Below are 21,645 nucleotides of genomic sequence, written 5' to 3'. Positions count from 1 at the left end.
GGGATGGTTTCATTAAGCCAAAAAAAAGCCGCACTGCTGGAACAGTACGGCCGTCACTTCTCAAAACCACTGAGGTTTTAACCATTATGCACAAGAACAAGCGCCCAGCGCAACCCCGAGAATATACCCGCTATGACTTTGTCCGGCCTGCCGATCCTATCGGCGCTGCGCCTAAAGCTTTCCAGCAACGCTTTGCCGCCGAATGGCGCAAGGTGCAGGCGCAGCATGAGGAAAAGGCAGATGAGTAGCACCGCTGAAATACTTCAATTTCGCGCTAAAGAAGAGCGCGAGGAGCGTCGCGTGGCTGATACCGAAGATGGGTATTTCCGGCTGGCAAATATGCTCGTGGAAGAATATGCAGGCGCGGATTTAACCAAGCGCCAATTCAAAGTGCTACTGGCCGTTTTAAGGCTGACTTATGGCTGGAATAAAAAAATGGACCGGATCAGTGATTCTCAGATTTCTGAGATAGCGCGTCTCCCTGTGAAGCGTTGTAACGAAGCAAAGCTACAACTGGTTGAAATGAATGTTCTTCTTCAGCAAGGGCGCCAGTTTGGCCCTAACAAAAATGTCTCTCAGTGGGTTATCCCTCAAAACGAGGGATTATCCCTCAAATCAGGGGATAAAAAATCCCTCAATTTAGGGGAGCGCTATCCCTCAAAACAGGGGGACACCAAAGACATTATTCCAAAGACAGTAAAAACAGATCCCCCTAAAGCCCCCGAGGGGCAGAACGGGAAGGAATTTTCAGAACAAGTTCTGGCAGAAGCAAAACAGGCTCTGGAGTATTACAACGAGCTGACAGATGGCAGTTGCCGTTCTGCAGAACCCTTCGCCGTGTTGCTGACAGAAACCAAGTCCCGCCGCGCCTACACACTGCAAGACCTGCAGTTGGTAGTTCGCTGGGTAGTGCGCACATGGAAGCGCCGTAACAACACGGTGGCCAAGCCGATGAATATCTGCCGCGTCAATCGATTCGACGGTTACCTTTCCGACGCGGAAGCCTGGCAGAAAACCTGCGTTGATATCGACTGCCAGGCGGTCATTGATGCCTACAACGCGGTAACCGACGGGCGCATGGCACCAGCCGAGCTTTACCGCGACCGTGAGCTGGCGATCCGCGAATTAGCATGCCACCTCGCAAAACAGACCGTAGACGGCTTTAGAGCGTACTTCGAGGCATTCCTTACCGATGCACGGGAATTCCACTTTGGTGGCCCTGACGGCCTCGGCTGGCGCGCTAATTTCGATTACCTGATGAAGCCTGAAACCCTTCGCAACGTGAAGGAGGGGACTCTGTGATCAATCAAGAAATCGAAGGAAGCGTGATCGGCGGCCTGTTGCTGAGCGGTCTTACCCCCGACGCAAGCGATGTGCTGGCTACGCTCGAGGCTGATTCGTTCAGCGTGCCGTTCTACCGTGAAACGTTCAAAGAGATTAAGCGCCAGGCGAACAATCGCGGCCTGATCGACGGCCTGATGGTTGCCGAGGCCATGGGTGATGAACACTTCGCGAACGTCATGGAAACCCTGCGCAAATGCCCGTCGGCGGCAAACCTCAAGGGCTATGCGCGCATCGTTGGCGAGTTCTCGCAGATCCGCCAGTTCCAGCAACTGATGGAAACCTATTACGACCAGATCACCACGTCGAACAACCACGAACGCGCTATCGACACGATTCAGGAATTCGTCAGCCAGGTGATGAACATCAACCGCTCGCACGATGAGATCCAGCCGGTTCACATCGATGAGCTGCTTGGCTCGTATGGCGAGCTGCTTGAACAACGCCTGTTGAACGGCGAAGAGTCCGACACGTTGAAAACGGGCATTGCCGAGCTGGACGAAATCACCGGCGGCCTGAACAACGAAGATTTTATCGTGGTGGCCGCACGTCCGGGCATGGGCAAAACCGAGTTTGCGCTGAAAGTTGCCGAGGGCGTCGCCGAGAGCAAGGTTCGCATTGGCGAGGAAGAGCTGCCGCGCGGCGTCCTGATTTTCTCGATGGAAATGAGCGCCCAGCAGGTGATCGAGCGCCAGTTGGCGGGCGCGTCAAATATGCCGGTTTCTTCTCTGCGCAAGCCTTCGCGCATGAACGATGAGGACTGGGGCCGGATCTCCATGGGCATTAGCCGTCTGCAGGGCCTGCAGGTGTGGGTTGTCGACGCCTCTAACCTGACTATCGAGCAAATTCGAGCCATTGCCGAGCGCCTCAAGCGCAAGCATCCGAACCTGTCGCTGATCATGGCCGACTACCTTGGCCTGATTAAAAAGCCGCGCGCTGAGCGTAACGATCTCGCTATCGCCCACATCTCCGGCAGCCTGAAGCGGATGGCGAAAGAGCTGAAAACGCCCGTTATCTCGCTGAGCCAGCTCAACCGCGACGTTGAGAGCCGACCAAAGGGACAGAAACGTCCGGTCAACTCAGACCTGCGCGATGGCGGATCCATCGAGCAGGACGCGGACGGAATTTACATGCTGTACCGCGACGGTGTTTACGAGCCGGACAGCCCGGCTGCGCCATTTGCTGAAATCATCGTGACCAAGAACCGATTCGGCATGCTCGGCACCGTTTACCAAGAATTCCGAAACGGTCACTTCATGCCGACCGACCAGGTCCGTGCCGCCGAAATCTGCAAAGTTCGCCCGCAACCTGCAGCGTCACAACGCACCTACGCAAAGAGGGATCTCTGATGGATGACTTCTGCCTGCATGAAACCACGAAAGCGCAGCTCTGGCCGGTTCTCAAAGAGCTGGTTGCGTCTGGTAAGCGCTACCGCGTCAGCATTGTTGAATGGCGCGATAAGCGCTCGCTGAGCCAGAACGCGCTGCTGTGGAAATGGAACGGCGAGATTGCCAGCCAAGTGGCCAAGGCCGGAAAAGGAAAGTTCACTGCCGAGCAGCTGCACGAATACCTGAAAGACCTGTACTGCCCGCCAAAGGCAATAACCGTGATGGGCGAAACGCGCTACGTGAAATCCACGAAGCTGCTGGAAACCGGCGAAATGACACTGTACCTCGAACAGGTTGATGCATGGGCACACCAGCGAGGCTTTCCCCTGACAATTCCGGCGCGCTGCGAATACCAACAACTCAGAAATCAGCAGGTGGCCTAAATGCTTGATACGTTGATTCGATTCTTTGCCGTAGTGGGCTTTGTTGCATTCGCCGGCGGCCTCCTGGTGGTTGCCCCTATGGGCGCTAACTGGCTTAAGCAGCGACTACGCAAAAAGGAAGCATGATGAAAACATACGTGATAACGCCCATCCCAAAGCCTCGCATGACGCAGCGTGACCGCTGGGCGCAGCGCCCGCCAGTGCTCGGGTACCGAGCGTTTTGCGATGAGGTGCGCCTCAAGGGAATTTCTCTGCCTGAGTGCGGCTGGCACGTCACGTTTGTTTTGCCGATGCCCGCCAGTTGGAGCAAAAAGAAAAAGGCTGATATGGCGGGAAAACCGCATCAGCAAAAGCCCGATAAAGACAATCTGGAAAAAGCGTTGCTCGATGCGATTTTCGAAGACGACTGCCGAATTTGGGACGGTCGAGTAACAAAGGTTTGGGGTGAATCCGGTCAGATAATCATTGGAGAAATTAGATGAATCTTGAAGCAGCTGTTAAACATTTTTCCCCGAAAAGCCTGATGATTAGCGATTCATCTCGCGCGACAGCATCTGCGGCGCTGACAGGTACCGATGTAATGGCTGCACTGGGAATGGCCCAGTCCCGAGCAGAGCTTGGGTTTGCGCTGTTCTTTGCCAAGCACATGAAGGACCAAGAGAGTAGGGAGAAGGCAATCAAGCTTCTTGCTGTTGTGGCATTACGGATAGCGCCGAAGTCAATCGGGAAAGTGGCAGGGCGGCAGATGGCGAAGGCCATGCTGATCATGTGCGGGCAAGCAGTTGATGTTTACTGTCGCACCGCTGACGATCCTCACGCGCGATGCCCTCAATGCAAAGGGCGCCGGAAAGTGGCTCCCATTGCTCTCGCTAATGGCGGAGGATTGATTTGCGATTATGCACTCATGGGCAAGGCTGAGGGGCAGATAAGCGAGCCTGGCGAAAGGGATTGCCCGCGCTGCCATGGTACCGGCCTGAAAGCATCACCATCTTCGCGCACTTATCGCGCCATTAATGCGCTGTTTCCCGATTTACCACAGCGCACATGGTCTCTTAACTGGAAACCTTTTTATGACCAGCTTATCAGCCACTGCGATGCGGAAGAGTCACACGCTGACTGGCAGTTTATGAAAATAACAAGCGGTAGCACGATAGCCGCTTGATGGGTGTTTATCGGTTATTTTGCATCCACGATGCTTGCAAAGTTGCCAAAAGTGTTATAGATTTCGCCTAACGATGGGATATTAATACCCACAACACATTTAAGCCTCGGCATTCGCCGGGGCTTTTGCTTTATTAAGCTCCAGAAAACTGCGTATGCATTGATAAATATGTCTGATACGAACCGAAAACAAATGCTATCAGAGAGAAAAATCCTGCGGCAATGGCGGCAATGTTAAATCTACCTCCAATTTTTCGCAGTTTCTCATTTCGGCCGAGATCGCTGCTCGTGTAATTTGATTGAGCTAGATAGGTTAATCCTGAGCATAGAACGGATAGTGCTACCCCAATACAAAAAATTAGTAGTCCTTTTGATACTAACAGTGCGGCAATATCCATTGATTCCTTTCGCCATATGTTTCCTATAAAAGCAAGCAACGCTATTGAAGCGCCACCATTGATAAGCATGCAACTTTTAGCGGCATTCATGCCTATGTTGATGGTTGATCTGAATGATTCGAGGTTGATGGCCTCATTGACCTTCATTGTCTCAATATGTAATTGATTCTCAGCTTTAAACTTTTCTAGGGAAAAATCATGACTAATGCTTGCCTGCATCTTAATTTTTTGAAGATAGTTGATGGTGAAATCGATATCTAATTCTTTTATTCCTTTGTCTTTTAGCTGATTAGCTTCCTCAATTGCTTTGTTAATTATTTGATTCGAATCCATTGAAACCTCCAATATTAAACTGTTGAGTGATTATACCACTCAGTGTTACTGATTTTATTCAATTCATAAGGGCTGCCAAATTGGCGGCCTTTTCTCGTTTTAGCGCACAGTCAATCAGCAACTATCTCACCATTCCCGCAAATCGACTGCGGCGCTAAATACCTACCGACTACGCACCCAACCGGAAACCCGGAGGGGGAGACTATGAAAATGGACAAATTAACTACTGGCGTTGCATACGGAGCATCGGCGGGTAGCGTCCTGAACGGCCTGTTAAACACATTTAGTCCGGATCAGTGGAATGCTATCGGCGTGCTGGCAGGCATCAGCGTTGCGGTGCTGACGTATATGACCAACCTCTATTTCAAAATCAAAGAAGATCGCAGGCGAGCCCGCGCGCTAGGCGGTGAGTAATGGCCGTTTCGTCTGGAGTTAAAAGCAAACTCAGCAAGGCTGTCATCGCTCTAATCATTTCTGGCGCTAGCGCCTCTGCGATACTCAGCCAGTTCCTCGATGAGAAAGAAGGCAATCGCCTCAACTCCTATCAGGACGGCAAAGGCATTTGGACAATCTGCCGCGGCGCCACGCGCGTTGATGGCAAGCCAGTAACGCCGGGCATGCGCCTTAGCGCGCAAAAATGCGACCAGGTGAACCAGATTGAGCAGGATGCGGCGATTGCGTGGGTTAAGAAGAACGTCCAAGTGCCGCTGACAGCCCCGCAAATTGCCGGAATTGCATCGTTCTGCCCGTACAACATCGGCCCCGGTAAATGCTTCCCGTCTACGTTCTACAGCAAGTTGAATGCTGGCGACCTGCTCGGGGCATGCGCCGAGATAAAGCGCTGGGTGCGGGATGGCGGCAAAGACTGCAACATCCGCGCGAATAACTGTTTCGGCCAGATCGAGCGCCGCGACCAAGAGAGCGAGCTGACATGCTGGGGGCTTGATGGTTAATAAAGCTGCCGTTATAGCAACGTTGATTATCCTTACGCTGGTGGGCTTGCTGCTGGCGCTGGCCTTCCATTTTTATGGTGTTTCTGTAGAGGCGAAGGGCAAGGTTAGCCAGCTGCAAAGCGATAACGCCTTGCAGGCGCAGACAGTGGCCACGCAGGCGTTTAACTTCCAGCGCTCAAACCAGATAGCCGGTGCCGCGCAACAATACGCCGTGCAGATAACGGGAAAGAGTCAGGAGCGTGAAATTGAATATCGAACGATTCTCAAAAGCGAGCCGACTTGTGCTCTGTCTATCCCTGCTGACATTGCTAACAGCCTGTACGACTACGCGGACCGTTTACGTGCCAGCGCAATGCACCCCGATCCCAGCCAGCCTATTACAGCCGCTGTTAGTGCCACTACCTCCCGCCGAATAACTTACTGCCAGGCGGTTTTGTGGATTGACCCGCTGCTTACCTTGATTGACCAGGCTAACAGCCAGCTCGCAGGCATTCGCCAGCACGAAGAGGCCAGACAGAAATGATTAAGCACTTTCTCGCATGGCTTAAGAGCATCTATTTCAAATCGGCAGCCGCCGAAATCAAAACACCAGAGGTAGTAACCATGTCCGAACCACTGCAAGACCTGCAACTCAATCACACGCCTGTCACCTCAACAATCCCTGATGCCAATCAGCCGGCGGTCTCTCAAGATATCGTTGGAGCAGACGGGCAGGTTGCTCAGCTCAACACACCGAAATTATCTCCGCTGGAAGCGCTCAAAGCACGCGATGATGAGTTCGTGAATTTCGTGGTGCACGGCTTGGCCGTTCTCGGCGAAGATGCTGAGGCCGAACTGGTTGCGCTGAAAGCCAAGTATTTCTAAGCCCGATAGAGCATTACAAGGGGCGTCGCCTTTCCTGACGCTCCTGATAATGATTTAACGGAGGTTTTAAGGAGTGAAAATGACGCTGAACGATGAACAAAAGGCGCTTTTCGCTGCCCTTACAGCCCTGCAGAAAAAGTTTGTCACTCATCTGCTCAAAGGCAAAAACCAGACTGATTCTTACAAAAAGGCCGGAGGCAAGGCCAAGGGCGATGCGCTCAGGGCTGCCGCCTCGCGAATGTATGCAAATGTTAACGTTTCAGCGTTCCTGCGCTCTGTTCAGCACGAAGCCGTTTCCGACGCCGTGATGACGTACCAGGAAGCGCTCGAGCGCCTGACCGTAATGGGGCGCACGTCGATTGCCGACCTCGCCACGTTCGGTACGCACATTGTCGGTGAAGACGATGACGGCCATCCGATAACTCAATCAACCTGGTCGTTCAAAGGTTCGGACGAATTGAAGCCGGAACATCTTGCCGCCATATCGGAGCTGACCGCTGGGAAAGATGGCTTGAAGATGAAGCTGCATGACCCGAAAGCCGCGATTAAGCAGCTCGCTGAATTGCAAGGCTGGGAAGCGCCGAAGAAGACAGAGATTAGCGGCCCGAACGGTGGCCCGATCCAGACGGCCAATTTGACGCCGGATGAAGCCGCAGAAGCCTATCGTAAGATGATGGGGTAAGGCCGTCATACCTAGCACGGCCTCTTAACACATTTTAATTTGCTGTATGAGCTGATGGGCGATTGATGCGTCCAAGTGCTTTAATTGCTGCTTCTTTGACATCATTATTGTGATCGTGGGTTAATTCTAACAGGCGCGTAATTGTTGCTAAAACTGGGCTACCTCCTTCTCCTAAGCTATAAATTGCTGCGATTTTAATCTGATTATTATGGTCTCTCGTCAATTCTAAAAGTCTTGTCACTACTGCTAGTTGCATGGGAACTCCTCACGTTAAAATAAGTTTCAATATGTAACAGATATTTCAGAACATCAATAAATTGGTGAAAATATGCCGATCCCATTCCCGTTTAATTTCAAAGAACCGGATTACATGCAGGTTTTTGAATGGCGGATGGAGAGGCTCCAGCGCATTCGCCAAGACCCGCAATTACTGCCGGTTCTCAAGGCCTTCTACAAAGACAATCCCGCTCAGTTCATCATCGATTGGGGCATGACCGTTGACCCTCGCAACGTTGAGCGCGGTTTGCCCGCCCGGATCCCGTTCCTGCTGTTCCCAAAACAGGAAGAGTGGATCCAGTGGTTCGTTGAGCGCTGGCGCAACGCTGAGCCGGGCATCACCGAGAAAACGCGCGACATGGGCATGTCTTGGCTAACCGTAGGCATGGCCTCATCGCTCTGCCTATTCAATCGCGGCGTGTTCGCTGGCTTCGGCTCTCGTAAAGAGGAATACGTCGATAAAATCGGCTCGCCTAAATCGCTATTCGACAAGGCGCGAAATTTCATATCGCTGTTGCCCGCTGAGTTTCGTGGCGGCTGGAGCGTCAAGCAGCACGCGCCTCACATGCGGATCCTGTTCCCTGATACCGATTCGGCCATGACTGGCGAGGCGGGCGACGGGATAGGCCGTGGCGACCGTACCAGCTTTTACATCGTTGATGAGTCAGCGTTTCTTGAGCGGCCACACTTGGTCGATGCCTCACTGTCTGCGACGACAAACTGCCGTCAGGACGTGTCCACGCCGAACGGCATGGCGAACTCATTCGCGGAGCGTCGCCACGGCGGCAAAATCAAAGTCTTCACGTTCCACTGGCGCGACGACCCGCGCAAGGATGATGCCTGGTATGCGAAGCAGGTCGAAAATCTCGACCCCGTAACCATCGCGCAGGAAATCGACATCAACTACAACGCGTCTGTTGAGGGCGTGCTGATCCCGTCCGCTTGGGTTCAGGCCGCCATCGATGCGCATGAAAAGCTCGGCATTCAGCCAACTGGCCAGCGCATGGGGGCACTCGATATCGCCGACGAAGGCAAGGACACCAACGCATTCACAACGCGGCATGGCTTCCTGCTGGAGGACGTCGAAGAGTGGTCCGGCAAAGGCGACGACATCTTCGGAACGGTTCAAAAAGCATTCATGCTCTGCGATACCGAGCGACTCGAGCTATTCCGCTATGACGCGGACGGGCTGGGTGCCGGTGCGCGCGGCGATGCCCGCGTGATTAACGAACAGCGCAAGGCCGAACGGCAGCGAGAGATAACGGCAACGCCTTTTCGCGGTAGCGGATCACCGTCCAATCCAGACGATGAAGCGGTACCGAGCCAAGACGGGCAGCCTGGTCGGCTCAATAAGGACTTCTTCGCGAACGCTAAGGCGCAGAGCTGGTGGAGTCTCCGCACGCGTTTTCAGAAAACATACCGTGCAGTGGTTGAAGGCATGGCCTATGACCCTGACGAAATCATTTCCATTTCCGGATCCATCGAGAAGCGCAGCAAGCTCATCTCTGAACTTTCGCAACCTACCTACTCCATCAATGGCGTGGGTAAGGTCGTCGTCGATAAGAAACCGGATGGAACGAAATCCCCTAACTTAGCCGATAGCGTGATGATCGCTTACGCGCCGATGGAAGTAACCGCTATGGATATCTGGGACTTGCTGGCAAGAGGTAAAAATGGCTCGTAAACACCGCTCAAATGCAAAGCCGTCGGCAAAGCCAAAGCAGCAGACCATCGATGGTTACGACAACTTCATGTCTCGCCTTGGCTTGCAGACGGGAAACCTTAGCGCCCACGGTACGTACTCGCCTAACTTCACATCACGTAACCGCGTGCTACTGGAGTTTGCCTACCGCTCATCGTGGATTGTTGGTGCGTCGGTAGACACCATCGCAGACGACATGACGCGCAAAGGCGTAAGCATCACTTCGCAGATGGACCACAAGGCTAAAAGCCGACTGACTGGACGCTGGGAAGAGTTATCCCTCTGGGATGCGCTAAGTGACACCATTAAGTGGTCACGGCTTTACGGTGGCGCGGTGGGCGTCATTATGATTGACGGTCAGGACATGACTACGCCGCTGAGAATGGAAACCATCGGTCGCGATCAATTCAAGGGGCTTCTGGTTCTTGATCGCTGGATGCTGAATCAGACCATCACCGAAACTATCGACCAGCTCGGGCCGGATCTCGGCAAGCCAAAGTTTTACCAGGTTGTGGCTGCGCAAAACGGTATACCAGCGTGGAAAATCCACCACACCCGTCTCATTCGTATGGATGGCGTCGGGCTGCCGTACCAGCAAGCCTATACCGAGAACGGTTGGGGAATGTCGGTAGTTGAGCGCTTGTATGACCGGATCATGGCATTTGATAGCGCTTCAACTGGTGCTGCCCAACTCGTTAATAAGGCCCATCTGCGCACGTACAGCATCGAAAAGCTTCGTGAAATATTGGGCTTTGGCGGAGAGCGCGAAGCCGCGCTTATGAAGCACATAGACATGATCCGACTGTTCCAGTCCATTGAGGGCATGACGCTCATGGATAAGAGCGATGAGTTTGCGACGCACTCTTATTCGTTTGCTGGCCTTTCGGATGTCATTTCACAGTTTGGTGAGCAGATATCTGGCGCGACGGGCATCCCCCTTGTCAGGCTATTTGGTCAGTCTCCAGCCGGATTCTCTGGTGGTGATGCTGACCTGGCAAATTATTATGACAACGTTGGTTCTCAGCAGGAGCGCCGGACACGTAAACCCATTCGCCGCCTGTTTGAGATTTTACACCGTTCGGAATTCGGCACACCGCTGCCTGAAGACTTTGATTTCGAATTCAACCCGCTTTGGCAGATGTCAGATATTGACCGATCCACTGTGGCATCCAACACCGTCAACTCAATTAGCAAAGCAGTAGAAAGCGGAATTATGCCACCGCACACCGGTATGGCTGAACTGCGTGACACGTCACGCGTAACAGGCATTGGCTCAAACATCACTGACAAGGATATTGACGATGCGAAGTCGCAGTGGGAGGAGTCTGAATCTGAGGCCAGCCCTGCGCCGACGTTCAGAAATTCAGTATCAGAAAAGCCTACTGGGGATAGTCAGTCAAATAAACGAAATCGTAACTGGCTCCTACGATGGTTCCCAGGCTAGCGCTGACACCGTTGCAGGACATCTCCTCGAGTACTCTCACGTTATCAATGACTGGTCTGCGCAGGTCGCGCAGAAGATGTTTATGCAAGTCGAAAGCGAAGAGTGGAATCAGTGGCGCTCGGTGTCACAACAAATATCCGAGGGGCTGCGTGATGTGGTAGGCAATACGCCCGTCGGGCAAGTCGCCCAAGACATCGTTTACCGCCAAGTCCAGATGATGCGCTCGCTTCCACTCGAGGCAGCCGGTCGAGTGAAGGAAATTCAGGGGCGTGCAATACAGGCTGTGATCAATGGCGAGCGGCCTGATGAGCTGTACAGCATGATCATGCAGTCCGGCGATGTAGCAGCCAGCAGAGCCAGAATGATTGCGCGAACGGAGATAGGGCGCGCCACCGGCGCACTTACAGAAGCACGGGCAGTCTTGGTTGGCTCTGAGGGCTATTGGTGGCGCATCGAGGGAGCGGGAACGCGTCCTTCACATAAAAAAATGAGGGATAAGTTTGTTTACTGGCATAGCCCGCCCACGCTCGACGGTATGACCGGCCACGCCGGCTGCTTGCCTAATTGCAAATGTTGGTCTGAGGTTCAGATCCCCTCTCCAAGAAAATAACAGGCCGCCGTCGAGCGGCTTTTTTTATGCCCGCCATTCAGCAGGTGACCAATGAAATATTTCTTCACGACCCGAATTGGGCCGAACCGTTACGAGATTGGGGACGGCTCACTTTTATGTAAAGACGTCCCTATTGCCCGAACGGGAACGCAGGTCTATCTCGCTGATGATTTGCCTGAAATTGAACCTGACGCTGACGGGGAGATTGTCGTAACGAGAACGCCTGAAGAGGTGTTTAGCCCTGAAGCCCTAGCATCCTTCGAAGGCATGAGCGTGGTCATTCTCCACCCAGAGGATGAGCAGGGAAACATCAAGTTTGTTGACCCAAAAAACTGGCGACAGCTGGCAATTGGTCACGTTACCAACGTCCGTCGCGGAAAGGGTGAGCAAGCAGATCTGGTGCTGGCTGATTTGGTTATCAAAGACCAGATGGGCATTCAGGCGGTTCTTGACGGGCTAAGGCAGGTCTCATGCGGCTACGACGCTGAATATGAGCAGACCGCGCCGGGAAAAGCCAATCAGTACCAGATTAGAGGTAATCACACCGCGCTTGTTCCGAACGGTCGGGCCGGTATTCGCTGTTCTATTGGAGATAGTAAAAGTATGGCAAGTAAAGCTAAGCAGTGGTTAGCCAGCCTCAAAAAGGCGGTGAAAACCAAAGATTCAGCGGCTACCGAAGAGCTGATGGATAACGTGCCGGAGAACCTAACCGGTGACGACGATGACACCATCCCTACGGTGGTGGTGAAAATCGAAGGCCCGGACGCCGCGCCGCCGGTCATCGAGCCATCCAGTCAAACGACTGATGATGAAACTGACTTGGGCGCTCGCCTCAGTGCGCTAGAAGCAACTGTTCAGGCGCTGGTGGCAAAACTCACCTCGGCAACCGGCGATGCCGAGTCTGAAGAGGAAAAAACGGAAGAGAAAAAGATGACCGGCGACGCTGGCTATCAGCAAGACGTGCTTTCTCGTGCCGAGCTAATTATGCCGGGCTTCTCTCTGCCTGATGGCTCAAAAATGGGAACCATCAAGCGCCAAGTGCTTAATGCGGCATTTAAAACAGCTGACGGGCGCAAGCTGATCGAACCGCTGGCCGGAAAGAATACCGACTTCGACAAACTCCACATGGCGACGGTCGACAGCATTTTTAACGGTGCGGCAGAGCTGGCTAAAAGCCGCAACAACGGCCTGCAAGGTTTAGCTGCATTTAGTGCAAACGCCAATTCTACGGACGTTGCAGCGCTGAATAACACCAATAAAGATTTCTGGAACAACAAGAAAGGGGCCAAATAATGACCGGTAAATCAATTCTCTTTACGCCTGATTTTGGCTACGCAGGGGCGCTCACCCGCCCAAATCATTCTACCGTCGAGCCGGTAGTGATGGACACCTCAAATCCATTCACCGCTGACGGTCTGGCCGGGAAAAAAGTCGGCGGCAAATTTATTCCGCTGGCAGCCGGTGATGAAGCCGCGGATCTTTACGGCATCCGTGTTCGTTCATTCCCGTTCACTTCTGACAGCGACTTGGCTCGCCAACTGACTGGCACATATAACCACACTGGCGACGCGCTGGTGCGTGGATACATTGCCGTCAAGGTGAATGCAGGGACTGTGGCTGATAACGGGGCGGTCTACATTCGCGTGGGTGCTGGCACCGCAACGCAGCCTATCGGTGGTTTTGAGGCGCAAGCGGATGCCACTCCGGCCAATACCGTGCTTATCACTAACGCACGCTTTCTCGGCACAACCGATGCAAACGGCATCGCTGAACTCGCCTTCAATATTTAAGGAATGCACAAACTATGATCACCTACGACCGACAGACCATCGATAACTCCGGTGCGTTCCTGCTGGGCCAGTTGGAGCGCTTCGACCCAACCCTGAACCTGCCGTTACTCGCTTATACCTGGAGCCGCGACGTTGACCTGCGTGAAGACGTTTCCATCGCTGACGAGATGTCCAGTTTCTCCAACAGCAGCTTCGCCGCGCCAAGCTCCGTAGGTAACGACGGTGAATCGTGGATCAGCAACAGCACCAACGTGATTGCCGGTATTGATCTGGATATCACCAAAACAACTCTGCCTCTTACCCCGTGGTCGCGCCAGCTTTCGTGGACTGTATTCGAGCTGGCGTCTGCGTTGCAGTTGGGCCGTCCGATTGACTCTCAGAAACTTGAAGCCATGAATCAGGTTTACCAACTGAACGTTGACCGTCAGGTGTACGTGGGGAGCGATATCCTGAAGGTGAAAGGTTTGCTTAACCAGGCAGGCGTAACAACCATCAACGCGACCAAAACGTGGGCAAACAGCACCCCTGACGAAATTCGCGCCTCTATCGATGATGGCCTGACAACCGCATGGAAGCAAACCGGGCGTGCCGTTGTGCCGGACTCGCTGCGCCTGCCGCCCGATCAGTACGCGCTGCTGGTGAGCACTATTGTTTCTTCCGCAGGTAACCGCTCACTGCTGGATTACCTGAACGAGAACACCATCGCGTATAAGCAAAATGGTAAGCCTCTCGACATCCAACCTATCAAATGGTTGGAGGCAGGCGGCGTAACGAATGCGAACCGCATGATGTTCTATACCAAAGACCGCAAATTCGTGCAGTTCCCGTTGGTGCCGTTGCAGCGTACCCCGATGGAATACCGTGACCTGCGTCAGTTGGTGACCTACTACAGCAAAGTGGGCGCGGTTGAGCTGCGTTATACCGACACCATGCTGTATGTCGACGGCATTTAACTGACCACCAGACAAGCCCCGAAAGGGGCTTAAAGGACTCTGCAATGAAGAAAATTCGCGTACATACGCCTTTTACTTTCAATAATCCTGACTACACCAAAACGACCTTCACGTCGGGTATTCACAACGTTAAAAACGAAGTGGCCGATCACTGGTTCACCCTGCGCCACGCAGAGCCGGTAGATAAAGCGGAGGCGTCAGATGATGACGAGTTGGAAGTGCAGATCACCAGTTTAAAGACACAGATTGCTGACCTGACGGCTAAGAATGATGACCTCACTGCGCAGGTTACCGCTGCCGCCGAGGGCTTGCTGGAACGCAATACCCTCATTGGAGAGAAAGATCAGCAGATTGCTGACATGACGGCGAAAATCACGGCGTTAACGGAGAAAGCTGATGGAGCCAAAAAATAGTAATCTCCCGACCGTAGCCCAGTTCCGTAACGACTTTCCCCAGTTTGCCAGCACGACAACGTTTCCCGATGCACAAATTCAGTTCCGTCTCGGTCTTGCTGATATCCAGCTTGATCAGAATCGGCTCGGCTCAATGTTTGTGTACATGGTTGAGTTGTTCGTGGCGCATTACCTGTATCTCTACGCTGCTGATAGTCGCTCCTCTTCGGTTGGCGGCGCTGGCGGAAGCAATAGCGGTATTCAGACCTCAAAGTCGGTCGATAAAGTGAGCGTGAGTTATGACACGTCCGCCACGTTAAACCCGGACGCAGGATTCTGGAACAATTCGCGCTACGGATCTGAGTTTTATCAAACGTTAATCATGTTCGGCGCCGGAGGGCGTCAACTATGAAAAGCGGGCTGACGGTCAGGGCCGACAATGCATCATCTATCCTCGATTCGCTTAAAAAGCTGAGCAAGACGGATGTGCTGGTGGGCATTCCCGCTGAAAAAGCGGTTCGCGAAGATGGCGAAAAGCTCAATAACGCGGAAATAGGCTACCTACAGTCTACCGGCGCGACGATACAAATTGGCGGCACTACCGTCACGCTCCCGCCTCGGCCGTTCCTCGAAATGGGGATAGACAATACGAAACCACGCACTACCGCGCACTTGAAGGCTGCCGCTATCGCCGCACTGGAAGGAAATTCAGATGCGGCTATGCGAGAACTCGAAAGCGCCGGACAGATAGCCCGCGACGGCGCTAAGTCAGTAATTTCCTCCGGTGACCAGCTTCACCCCCTATCAGACAAAACCAAAGAGAGACGACGCGCTCAAGGCATACCAGGCGATAAGCCGCTTTATGCCCGAGGCTATCTCCTTCGGTCGATCACGTATGTGGTAAGGAGTAAGTAATGCCCTTTCTGGATGTCTCTGAAGTGCTGCTGGACCCTGATTTCGTGGATACGTCGTTAGTGTGCCGACGGCAAACCCAAACCACGGATGAAGATAACTTTCCGACCAATACAGAGCAGGCAATACCATTTTCCGGCGTGGTGACAATCGACCGTTCACTGGAAGCCAAGCGCATGGCCGCCGGGCAGAACATCAACGGCGCGATCCTTATCGTTACGCAATTCAGGCTAACGCAGGGGATTAAAGCCAGTAACGGCGGCCCAAATCTCGACGCGGACCTAGTGGCCTATGACGGCGGCCTGTATCGGGTGACGTTTGTTGACCCTTACACCCGTTACGGAGCGGGGTTTGTTCAGGCTCATTGTGAACTCATGGAGCCGGGAGGTGGTTGAGTGAGTAATGACAGCACTTCTGCCGGTTACCTCATCCCTACAGGTTCGGCGCCAGCCTATGACGAAGAACTTGAGCGCCTCATAAGTCGCTGGATACGCGGCGTGACTGGGATGGATAAGAGCGTGGTTTTTCCGCGCTGGACCGATCCGCAAATCCAGATACCTGCGAACGGCACGACGTGGTGCGCATTTGGCATTACCGCCATTCCTGATGGAGACAGTCCTGCTGACGTTCAACTGGAAGACAGTGCGGAGCAATGGACGCATGAAACTATCGAGATTTTGTGTTGCTTCTATGGACCGCAAGGAATGTCTGTCGCAACTCTTTTCAGAAGTGGACTGCTCGTTTCACAAAATAACGCCCAACTAAATGAATCCGGCCTAACGTTCCAGCAGTGTGGCCGAATTTATAACCTCCCTGAACTCATCAATAACCAGTGGGTTCGCCGCTACGACATCAGCATCCAACTGCGCCGAAAAGTTATTCGAACCTACGGCATCAAAACGCTGGTGGAAGCGCCAGTCATATTCTTCGGAGATTAAACCATGCCACAGGGCTTACCTGTTTCTAATGTCGTCCAGGTGGACGTCATCATGTCGCCGACGGCGGCAACGGGGCGTAACTTTGGCGCTCTGCTGATCCTCGGTTCATCCGAGGTTATTCCAATTGCTGAGCGAATTCGTCTGTACGCCAGCGCTGAGGACATCGGTACCGACTTCGGTATCACCAGCGAAGAATACAAAGCGGCAACCGTCTTCTTCTCGCAGAAACCCGCACCGACGCAGGTTTACGTTGGCCGTTGGGCGAAGACGATCGCTTCTGCTGAAACGGGTGCGCCTGAGACGCTTTTGCAAGCCGTTAACGCCGTCTTGCAGTTTACCAACTGGTATGGGCTGGGCGTCGCCGATTCAGCTGCTTTTCTGGATGCTGATGTGCTTTCCGTGGCGACCGCCATCGAATCGGCCAGTGTTTCGCGTATCTTTGCAGTGACGACTCAAGACCCGGATACGCTGGTAGCGGCTACCACGACCGATCTGGCCTCGAAGTTAAAGACGGGGAGCTATGGCCGCACGTTCTGTCAATACTCGTCGTCCAGCAAATACGCCGCGCTGTCGGCGTTCGGTCGCGCGTTTACCGTGAATTTCAACGGTAACAACACCACCATTACGCTGAAATTCCAGCAGGAGCCGACGGTAACCTACGAAACGCTGACGGTTTCACAGGCAGAGGCCATCGATGCCAAGGATGCCAACGTCTTCGTTTACTACCAGAACGATACGGCAATCATTCAGCAGGGGGTGATGTCCAATGGCGATTTCTTCGATGAGCGTCATGGCCTCGACTGGCTGCAAAACTTCGTCCAGACCAACCTGTTTAACCTGCTTTATACCAGCACCACCAAAATTCCTCAGACCGAAGCCGGGGTCACTCGCCTGCTGACTAACGTTGAACAGTCGATGGATCAGGCAGTTTCTAACGGATTGGTCGCGCCTGGCATCTGGAATGGCGGCCCGATTGGGCAAGTCAGTCCGGGCGATACGCTGACCAAAGGTTATTACGTTTACGCCAACCCGCTGGCAACGCAGGCGCAGGCTGACCGCGAGAAGCGCAAAGCCCCGGTCATTCAGGTGGCGTGCAAGCTTGCTGGCGCCGTTCACTTCGCTGACGTTCAGATCAACGTCGTTCGATAAGGATAAAAAATGGCAGCTTATTCCTTTATGGATGTCTCGGCATCCATGACCGGCCCGACCGGCATTATTGATTTGGGCTACGGTGCGCAAAACGCCGAAGAGGGCATCACCGTTGCGATGGTCGAAGCGAAGAACACCATGACTATCGGCGCTGATGGTGAAGTCATGCACAGTTTGCACGCCGGAAAGCCGGGGACCGTGACCATTACCCTGCTCAAAACCTCCCCGGTCAATAAAAAACTGTCTTTGGCCTATAACGCGCAAAGCCAGTCATCTGCGCTTTGGGGCAATAATGTTTTTGTCATTCGCAACTCAGCGTCCGGTGACTTAGTGACCATTCGCTCAGCGGCTTTCCAGAAACAACCAGATTTCGCCAACGCAAAAGTCGGTACGACCGTGGCTTGGGTATTTGACGGTGGCAAGATTGACCAACTGTTAGGGGAGTTCTAATTGATGGAATTCGAAATTAAGGGCGTGCAATACCGTATTGCTAAGCTGAGTGTCTTCGACCAGTTCAAGGTCTCCCGTAAATTGCTGCCGGTACTGTCCGGCATGCTTTCAGATTTTCAGGCGATTAAAGGGCTGGCCGCGAAGGGTGATGCGGCGACCATCATGGAGAAGGTGCTGCCAAAAATTGCCCAGTCTCTCTCTGACTTGAGCGACGAAGATGCAAACGCGGTGATCTTCCCCTGTCTGGCGGTAGCGTCACGCAAACATCAAAAAGGCTGGGTGCCCGTGTTTGCCGGTGGTGAGTTGGCATTTGACGATCTGGACATGCTCGACATGTTGCAAATCGTTGGCCGCGTCGTGGGTGATTCGCTGGGAAATTTTTTGCGAGGACTCCCCGCGAAAGAAGCGGAGGAAGCTCCAGCGGATTAACCCTTGAGGCGCTGCCCGGCGGTGAGGACTGGCTGATGCGCCCCGTTAAGGCGGGGTACATCACTTACCCAAACCTGAAGGACGGCACGGTCGATCTCGCTGATATCGCCTTTATGAATGACTGCCTCGATTTGGACGCTGATAACGAAGCGCTGATAGAACAATGGAGAGCTGATAACGATGGATGCTGAAACTATTAAGGACTTCCTGATCAGCCTCGGTTTCCAAATCGATGATGCTGGTGCAAAGAAGTTCGACAGCGTCATTGCTGGCGTAACGGCGAACGTTTTTAAAATGGCTGCCGTGGTCGAGGGTGCTGCGCTGACGGTGACAGCCTTCACGGCCAAGATTGCTTCTGGTCTGGATGATCTTTATTGGGCATCCCAGCGCACCGGCGCAACGGTAGAAGGCATCAAAGCAATTGGATATGCAGCGTCGCAAACCGGCTCGAACGCGGCAGCGGCGCAAGGCTCGTTAGAAAGCCTCTCGCGCTTTATTCGCAATAACCCTGGTGCTGAAGGTTTCCTGAACCGCCTCGGCGTCCAGACGCGCGACGCCAGCGGCAACATGCGCGACATGTCCGCCGTGTTCACTGGCGTCGGCCAGCAGCTCAGCAAAGTGCCGTACTACCGCGCTAATCAGTACGCGCAGATGCTCGGCATTGATGAAAATACGTTGATGGCTATGCGCCGTGGGCTGACCGGCTTCACTGCTGAATACTCAGCCATGGCAAAGGCGATTGGCTTTAACGCCGATCAGGCAGCCGTCAGCTCTAACCGCTTCATGACGTCGCTGCGTGATTTCAGCGCAGTGGCGGGCATGGCGCGGGACAAGATTGGCTCCAATCTGGCCGATGGCCTGGCGGGTTCGATCGACAACCTGCGCAAGCAAATCCTCGACAACTTCCCGAAAATCGAAGACACCATCACCCGAGGCGTTAAAGGTATCCTCTGGCTCGCTGACGCCATTGGCCGTGTAGTATTCCGGCTAATTCAGGCGGCCGGTGATATTCGCCAGTGGTTTAACAATCTCGACGGCGGCACGCAGAAACTCATAGCTGCATTCGGTGGATTGCTGGTGGCGTGGAAGCTGCTGAATAGCGCTTTCCTGACGTCGCCAATAGGCATGATCACGGCGTTAATTGGTTCTCTAGTGCTGCTCTACGACGACTATAAAACGTGGAAAGAGGGCGGCAAAAGCCTGATCGATTGGGAAAAGTGGAAGCCAGATATAGATGCTGCCCTTAAGTCGATGAAGGAGCTGCAAACGTCCATTAAAGACATTGGCCTTGAAGTGGCAAAGCTGCTCAATATCAACCTGAGCAACTGGACGCTAAAAGGCGACGTCGAGAACTTGACGAAGCAATTCGGCGAGTTCGGCAAAATGATGTCGATGATCGGCGACCTCATCAACGCGCTGAAAGATGGAAATTGGAGCCAGGCGGCCAGCATCGGGAAAAGGCTGCTTAATCAGGGGGGCGGTCAGCCTGATGCCTTGCCAGCTGTGACTAATAGCGCCAATAACACTGCTGACTGGATTAAAGATAAGACCGGTTTCGATCCACGAAGTGTGGGCCGGTGGATTCGCGGTGAAGGCGGCGATGCGGATCAGTACGGGCAATCAGTCCGCAGGCCGCAGGCTACGGCGGAAGGCTCGAAGCTGCTCAATCTGTTGGAACCCACCCTGAATAAGCTGGAGGGGCTTTATCAGCTACCGGAAGGCCTGCTGAAAAGCCTCGCTATCACAGAATCTAGCGGGAACCCGAACGCAGTTGGCCCTATGACCAAATCAGGTCGCGCTAAGGGGCTATTCCAGTTTGTTGACGGTACCGCGCGCGATATGGGGCTTTCTGGCAATGATGTTTTTGACCCAGTGAAGTCAGCACAGGCGGCGGCCAAGTATCTCTCTCAGCTAATGAAGATGAACGGCGGAAATCTCGAAAAAACGCTGGCGTCATATAACTGGGGGATCGGCAACGTACAACGGTTCGGCATGGCTCTGGCACCGCAGGAAACGCGTAAATACGTGCCTAAAGTGATGAGCAATCTTCCGGGCAACACGCTGAACCAAGAAACGCATATCACGGTTTACGGTTCAAGTGACCCGCGCGCTACTGCCAATGAGATAGGACAGCGCCAGTCGACTGTTAACTCAAGGGCCACTCAGCAAATGAACAAAGGGCCGAGCTAATGGATATTCTTTCCGTACTTTTTCATCAGCGCTCACGCCGGATCGGCCTCATCATTCCTGACGTTGTGGTTTCTGAAAAGCATTCTGATGCGTTGGAAATCACCGAGCATCCTGTCGAGGTTCCGACCAATACTGGTGATAGCTCTTCAGGGGCTGGGTTTGTGTCCGACCATGCCTATCGTCGGCCCTCAGAAGTTGTTATGGAAGTGGGTTTTTCTGGCGGCGGCTCGCTGCTTGACCCGAGCTTTCTGAACACGACTGCGATTGGCCTTTCTCTCGAACTCAGTCCAAAAGAGGTTTATCAGAACCTGCTCGACCTGCAGCGCAGCCGGCAGCCCTTCGATGTAGTTACCGGGAAACGGCAATACCAAAACATGCTCATCCGTAATTTGGATGTCACCACGGATAAGACCAGCGAAAACGTTTTGATGGCGACGCTCACGCTCAGGGAGGTGATCATCACCAGAACACAATCCATTAGCGTTGCCGACAAGGGCGACATGAAGGATGGCGTTAGCACGTCGCCTGTGCAGAATTCTGGGGTTAAAACGCCAAAACCGGTCAACAACTCAATCCTGAGTAGCATCTTCGGAGGGTAAGTGAATATTAACGAAATTCCACTGTCCCCGGACAACCAAACGTTCAGCACCACCCTTGCCGGATTAACGCTCACCATGCGCCTGGTATGGCGTGAGGGTTTGGGCTGGGTGTTGGATTTGCTGGACAATAATGATGTCGGCATTGTCACTGGCATCGCCTTGGTGACGGGGGTCGATTTGCTCGAGCAATACAGGCATCTCGCACTTGGGTTCAAGCTGGTGGTTGGCTGCGATGATGCGACTCAGGAATACCCAACGAAAACCGATCTCGGCATCAATAGTCATTTATACGTTCTGACGGAGTGAGT

The 21,645-nt window shown here is 53.4% G+C and carries 32 protein-coding genes; 30 read left to right on the top strand and 2 right to left on the bottom strand.

What is annotated here, in order from left to right:
- Window positions 1-86: 86 nt before the first annotated feature.
- Genes ACZRKO_RS13950 through ACZRKO_RS13920 form a run of 7 tightly spaced genes read left to right on the top strand, consistent with a single transcriptional unit; the run spans window position 87 to window position 4,274 of the window.
- A complete protein-coding gene (locus ACZRKO_RS13950; protein WP_278879016.1) occupies window positions 87-248 on the top strand; it encodes a hypothetical protein in 162 nt (53 codons plus the stop codon).
- Window positions 241-1,302, top strand: coding sequence for a replication protein (locus ACZRKO_RS13945; protein WP_463737853.1), 1,062 nt, complete (start codon window positions 241-243; stop codon window positions 1,300-1,302). Before ACZRKO_RS13950 ends, ACZRKO_RS13945 begins: the two co-directional genes overlap by 8 nt.
- Window positions 1,302-2,690 carry a replicative DNA helicase gene (locus ACZRKO_RS13940; RefSeq protein ID WP_463738104.1) on the top strand — a complete coding sequence of 463 codons (1,389 nt, stop codon included), beginning with the start codon at window positions 1,302-1,304 and terminating at the stop codon, window positions 2,688-2,690. Before ACZRKO_RS13945 ends, ACZRKO_RS13940 begins: the two co-directional genes overlap by 1 nt.
- Window positions 2,690-3,112: a NinB/YbcN family protein gene (locus ACZRKO_RS13935; protein WP_463737852.1), complete on the top strand. Its 423-nt coding sequence runs from the start codon at window positions 2,690-2,692 to the stop codon at window positions 3,110-3,112. The genes ACZRKO_RS13940 and ACZRKO_RS13935 overlap by 1 nt, the downstream gene beginning before the upstream one ends.
- Window positions 3,113-3,238 carry a hypothetical protein gene (locus tag ACZRKO_RS13930; protein WP_463737851.1) on the top strand — a complete coding sequence of 42 codons (126 nt, stop codon included), beginning with the start codon at window positions 3,113-3,115 and terminating at the stop codon, window positions 3,236-3,238.
- Window positions 3,238-3,594 carry a RusA family crossover junction endodeoxyribonuclease gene (locus tag ACZRKO_RS13925; protein WP_463737850.1) on the top strand — a complete coding sequence of 119 codons (357 nt, stop codon included), beginning with the start codon at window positions 3,238-3,240 and terminating at the stop codon, window positions 3,592-3,594. Before ACZRKO_RS13930 ends, ACZRKO_RS13925 begins: the two co-directional genes overlap by 1 nt.
- Window positions 3,591-4,274 (top strand): antitermination protein Q, encoded by a 684-nt coding sequence (locus ACZRKO_RS13920; protein WP_463737849.1) that lies wholly within the window; start codon window positions 3,591-3,593, stop codon window positions 4,272-4,274. The genes ACZRKO_RS13925 and ACZRKO_RS13920 overlap by 4 nt, the downstream gene beginning before the upstream one ends.
- Window positions 4,275-4,407: 133 nt before the next feature.
- On the opposite strand, the gene ACZRKO_RS13915 is transcribed toward ACZRKO_RS13920, so the two are convergent.
- Entirely contained in the window at window positions 4,408-5,004 is a 597-nt protein-coding gene (locus ACZRKO_RS13915; protein WP_463737848.1) for a hypothetical protein, read from the bottom strand.
- Between the two features lie 204 nt (window positions 5,005-5,208).
- On the opposite strand from ACZRKO_RS13915, the gene ACZRKO_RS13910 reads away from it, so the two are divergent.
- The 5 genes from ACZRKO_RS13910 to ACZRKO_RS13890 all read left to right on the top strand — a co-directional run bounded on the left by ACZRKO_RS13910 (window position 5,209) and on the right by ACZRKO_RS13890 (window position 7,503).
- Entirely contained in the window at window positions 5,209-5,418 is a 210-nt protein-coding gene (locus ACZRKO_RS13910; RefSeq protein WP_278879023.1) for a class II holin family protein, read from the top strand.
- A complete protein-coding gene (locus ACZRKO_RS13905) occupies window positions 5,418-5,957 on the top strand; it encodes a lysozyme (protein ID WP_463737847.1) in 540 nt (179 codons plus the stop codon). Before ACZRKO_RS13910 ends, ACZRKO_RS13905 begins: the two co-directional genes overlap by 1 nt.
- Window positions 5,950-6,480, top strand: a complete 531-nt coding sequence (locus ACZRKO_RS13900) for a hypothetical protein (protein WP_463737846.1) — start codon at window positions 5,950-5,952, stop codon at window positions 6,478-6,480. The genes ACZRKO_RS13905 and ACZRKO_RS13900 overlap by 8 nt, the downstream gene beginning before the upstream one ends.
- Window positions 6,481-6,560: 80 nt before the next feature.
- Window positions 6,561-6,821, top strand: a complete 261-nt coding sequence (locus ACZRKO_RS13895) for a hypothetical protein (RefSeq protein ID WP_463737845.1) — start codon at window positions 6,561-6,563, stop codon at window positions 6,819-6,821.
- A gap of 79 nt (window positions 6,822-6,900) precedes the next feature.
- Complete coding sequence (locus tag ACZRKO_RS13890) at window positions 6,901-7,503, top strand: terminase small subunit (protein ID WP_463737844.1); 603 nt, start codon at window positions 6,901-6,903, stop codon at window positions 7,501-7,503.
- A 34-nt stretch (window positions 7,504-7,537) separates the two neighbouring features.
- On the opposite strand, the gene ACZRKO_RS13885 is transcribed toward ACZRKO_RS13890, so the two are convergent.
- Window positions 7,538-7,759, bottom strand: a complete 222-nt coding sequence (locus ACZRKO_RS13885; RefSeq protein WP_463737843.1) for a HEAT repeat domain-containing protein — start codon at window positions 7,757-7,759, stop codon at window positions 7,538-7,540.
- Between the two features lie 72 nt (window positions 7,760-7,831).
- Between ACZRKO_RS13885 and ACZRKO_RS13880 the strand changes: the two genes are divergently transcribed.
- The 18 genes from ACZRKO_RS13880 (at window position 7,832) to ACZRKO_RS13795 (ending at window position 21,643) form a co-directional block, all read left to right on the top strand.
- Window positions 7,832-9,463: a TerL protein gene (locus ACZRKO_RS13880; protein WP_463737842.1), complete on the top strand. Its 1,632-nt coding sequence runs from the start codon at window positions 7,832-7,834 to the stop codon at window positions 9,461-9,463.
- Window positions 9,453-10,925: a DUF1073 domain-containing protein gene (locus ACZRKO_RS13875; protein ID WP_463737841.1), complete on the top strand. Its 1,473-nt coding sequence runs from the start codon at window positions 9,453-9,455 to the stop codon at window positions 10,923-10,925. The genes ACZRKO_RS13880 and ACZRKO_RS13875 overlap by 11 nt, the downstream gene beginning before the upstream one ends.
- A 76-nt stretch (window positions 10,926-11,001) precedes the next feature.
- Window positions 11,002-11,535: a phage head morphogenesis protein gene (locus tag ACZRKO_RS13870; RefSeq protein ID WP_463737840.1), complete on the top strand. Its 534-nt coding sequence runs from the start codon at window positions 11,002-11,004 to the stop codon at window positions 11,533-11,535.
- 51 nt (window positions 11,536-11,586) lie between these two features.
- Window positions 11,587-12,828 carry a DUF2213 domain-containing protein gene (locus tag ACZRKO_RS13865; protein ID WP_463737839.1) on the top strand — a complete coding sequence of 414 codons (1,242 nt, stop codon included), beginning with the start codon at window positions 11,587-11,589 and terminating at the stop codon, window positions 12,826-12,828.
- Complete coding sequence (locus tag ACZRKO_RS13860) at window positions 12,828-13,325, top strand: structural cement protein Gp24 (RefSeq protein ID WP_463737838.1); 498 nt, start codon at window positions 12,828-12,830, stop codon at window positions 13,323-13,325. The genes ACZRKO_RS13865 and ACZRKO_RS13860 overlap by 1 nt, the downstream gene beginning before the upstream one ends.
- Before the next feature lie 14 nt (window positions 13,326-13,339).
- Window positions 13,340-14,278, top strand: coding sequence for a DUF2184 domain-containing protein (locus ACZRKO_RS13855; protein WP_463737837.1), 939 nt, complete (start codon window positions 13,340-13,342; stop codon window positions 14,276-14,278).
- 44 nt (window positions 14,279-14,322) lie between these two features.
- Window positions 14,323-14,691 (top strand): STY1053 family phage-associated protein, encoded by a 369-nt coding sequence (locus tag ACZRKO_RS13850; protein ID WP_463737836.1) that lies wholly within the window; start codon window positions 14,323-14,325, stop codon window positions 14,689-14,691.
- The gene (locus ACZRKO_RS13845) at window positions 14,675-15,082 is read left to right on the top strand and encodes a DUF4054 domain-containing protein (protein WP_463737835.1); all 408 of its coding nucleotides are present in this window, start codon (window positions 14,675-14,677) and stop codon (window positions 15,080-15,082) included. Before ACZRKO_RS13850 ends, ACZRKO_RS13845 begins: the two co-directional genes overlap by 17 nt.
- Entirely contained in the window at window positions 15,079-15,585 is a 507-nt protein-coding gene (locus ACZRKO_RS13840; RefSeq protein ID WP_463737834.1) for a hypothetical protein, read from the top strand. The genes ACZRKO_RS13845 and ACZRKO_RS13840 overlap by 4 nt, the downstream gene beginning before the upstream one ends.
- Window positions 15,585-15,977: a head-tail adaptor gene (locus tag ACZRKO_RS13835; protein WP_463737833.1), complete on the top strand. Its 393-nt coding sequence runs from the start codon at window positions 15,585-15,587 to the stop codon at window positions 15,975-15,977. Before ACZRKO_RS13840 ends, ACZRKO_RS13835 begins: the two co-directional genes overlap by 1 nt.
- Window positions 15,978-16,520, top strand: coding sequence for a phage neck terminator protein (locus tag ACZRKO_RS13830; protein ID WP_463737832.1), 543 nt, complete (start codon window positions 15,978-15,980; stop codon window positions 16,518-16,520).
- A 3-nt stretch (window positions 16,521-16,523) separates the two neighbouring features.
- The gene (locus ACZRKO_RS13825; RefSeq protein ID WP_463737831.1) at window positions 16,524-17,669 is read left to right on the top strand and encodes a DUF3383 family protein; all 1,146 of its coding nucleotides are present in this window, start codon (window positions 16,524-16,526) and stop codon (window positions 17,667-17,669) included.
- A gap of 9 nt (window positions 17,670-17,678) precedes the next feature.
- On the top strand, window positions 17,679-18,119 hold the full coding sequence (locus ACZRKO_RS13820) for a phage structural protein (protein ID WP_463737830.1): 441 nt from the start codon (window positions 17,679-17,681) through the stop codon (window positions 18,117-18,119).
- Between the two features lie 3 nt (window positions 18,120-18,122).
- Complete coding sequence (locus tag ACZRKO_RS13815) at window positions 18,123-18,548, top strand: phage tail assembly chaperone (protein WP_463737829.1); 426 nt, start codon at window positions 18,123-18,125, stop codon at window positions 18,546-18,548.
- Window positions 18,549-18,583: 35 nt separating this feature from the next.
- Entirely contained in the window at window positions 18,584-18,739 is a 156-nt protein-coding gene (locus ACZRKO_RS13810; RefSeq protein WP_278879049.1) for a DUF6889 family protein, read from the top strand.
- Entirely contained in the window at window positions 18,729-20,738 is a 2,010-nt protein-coding gene (locus ACZRKO_RS13805) for a transglycosylase SLT domain-containing protein (protein WP_463737828.1), read from the top strand. The genes ACZRKO_RS13810 and ACZRKO_RS13805 overlap by 11 nt, the downstream gene beginning before the upstream one ends.
- Window positions 20,738-21,337 (top strand): phage baseplate protein, encoded by a 600-nt coding sequence (locus tag ACZRKO_RS13800; RefSeq protein ID WP_463737827.1) that lies wholly within the window; start codon window positions 20,738-20,740, stop codon window positions 21,335-21,337. Before ACZRKO_RS13805 ends, ACZRKO_RS13800 begins: the two co-directional genes overlap by 1 nt.
- The gene (locus ACZRKO_RS13795; protein ID WP_463737826.1) at window positions 21,338-21,643 is read left to right on the top strand and encodes a phage baseplate plug family protein; all 306 of its coding nucleotides are present in this window, start codon (window positions 21,338-21,340) and stop codon (window positions 21,641-21,643) included.
- The last annotated feature ends 2 nt before the right edge of the window (window positions 21,644-21,645 follow it).

It is taken from the genome of Ewingella sp. C233 (assembly GCF_055407225.1).
This window is presented reverse-complemented; position numbering and strand designations above follow the sequence as displayed.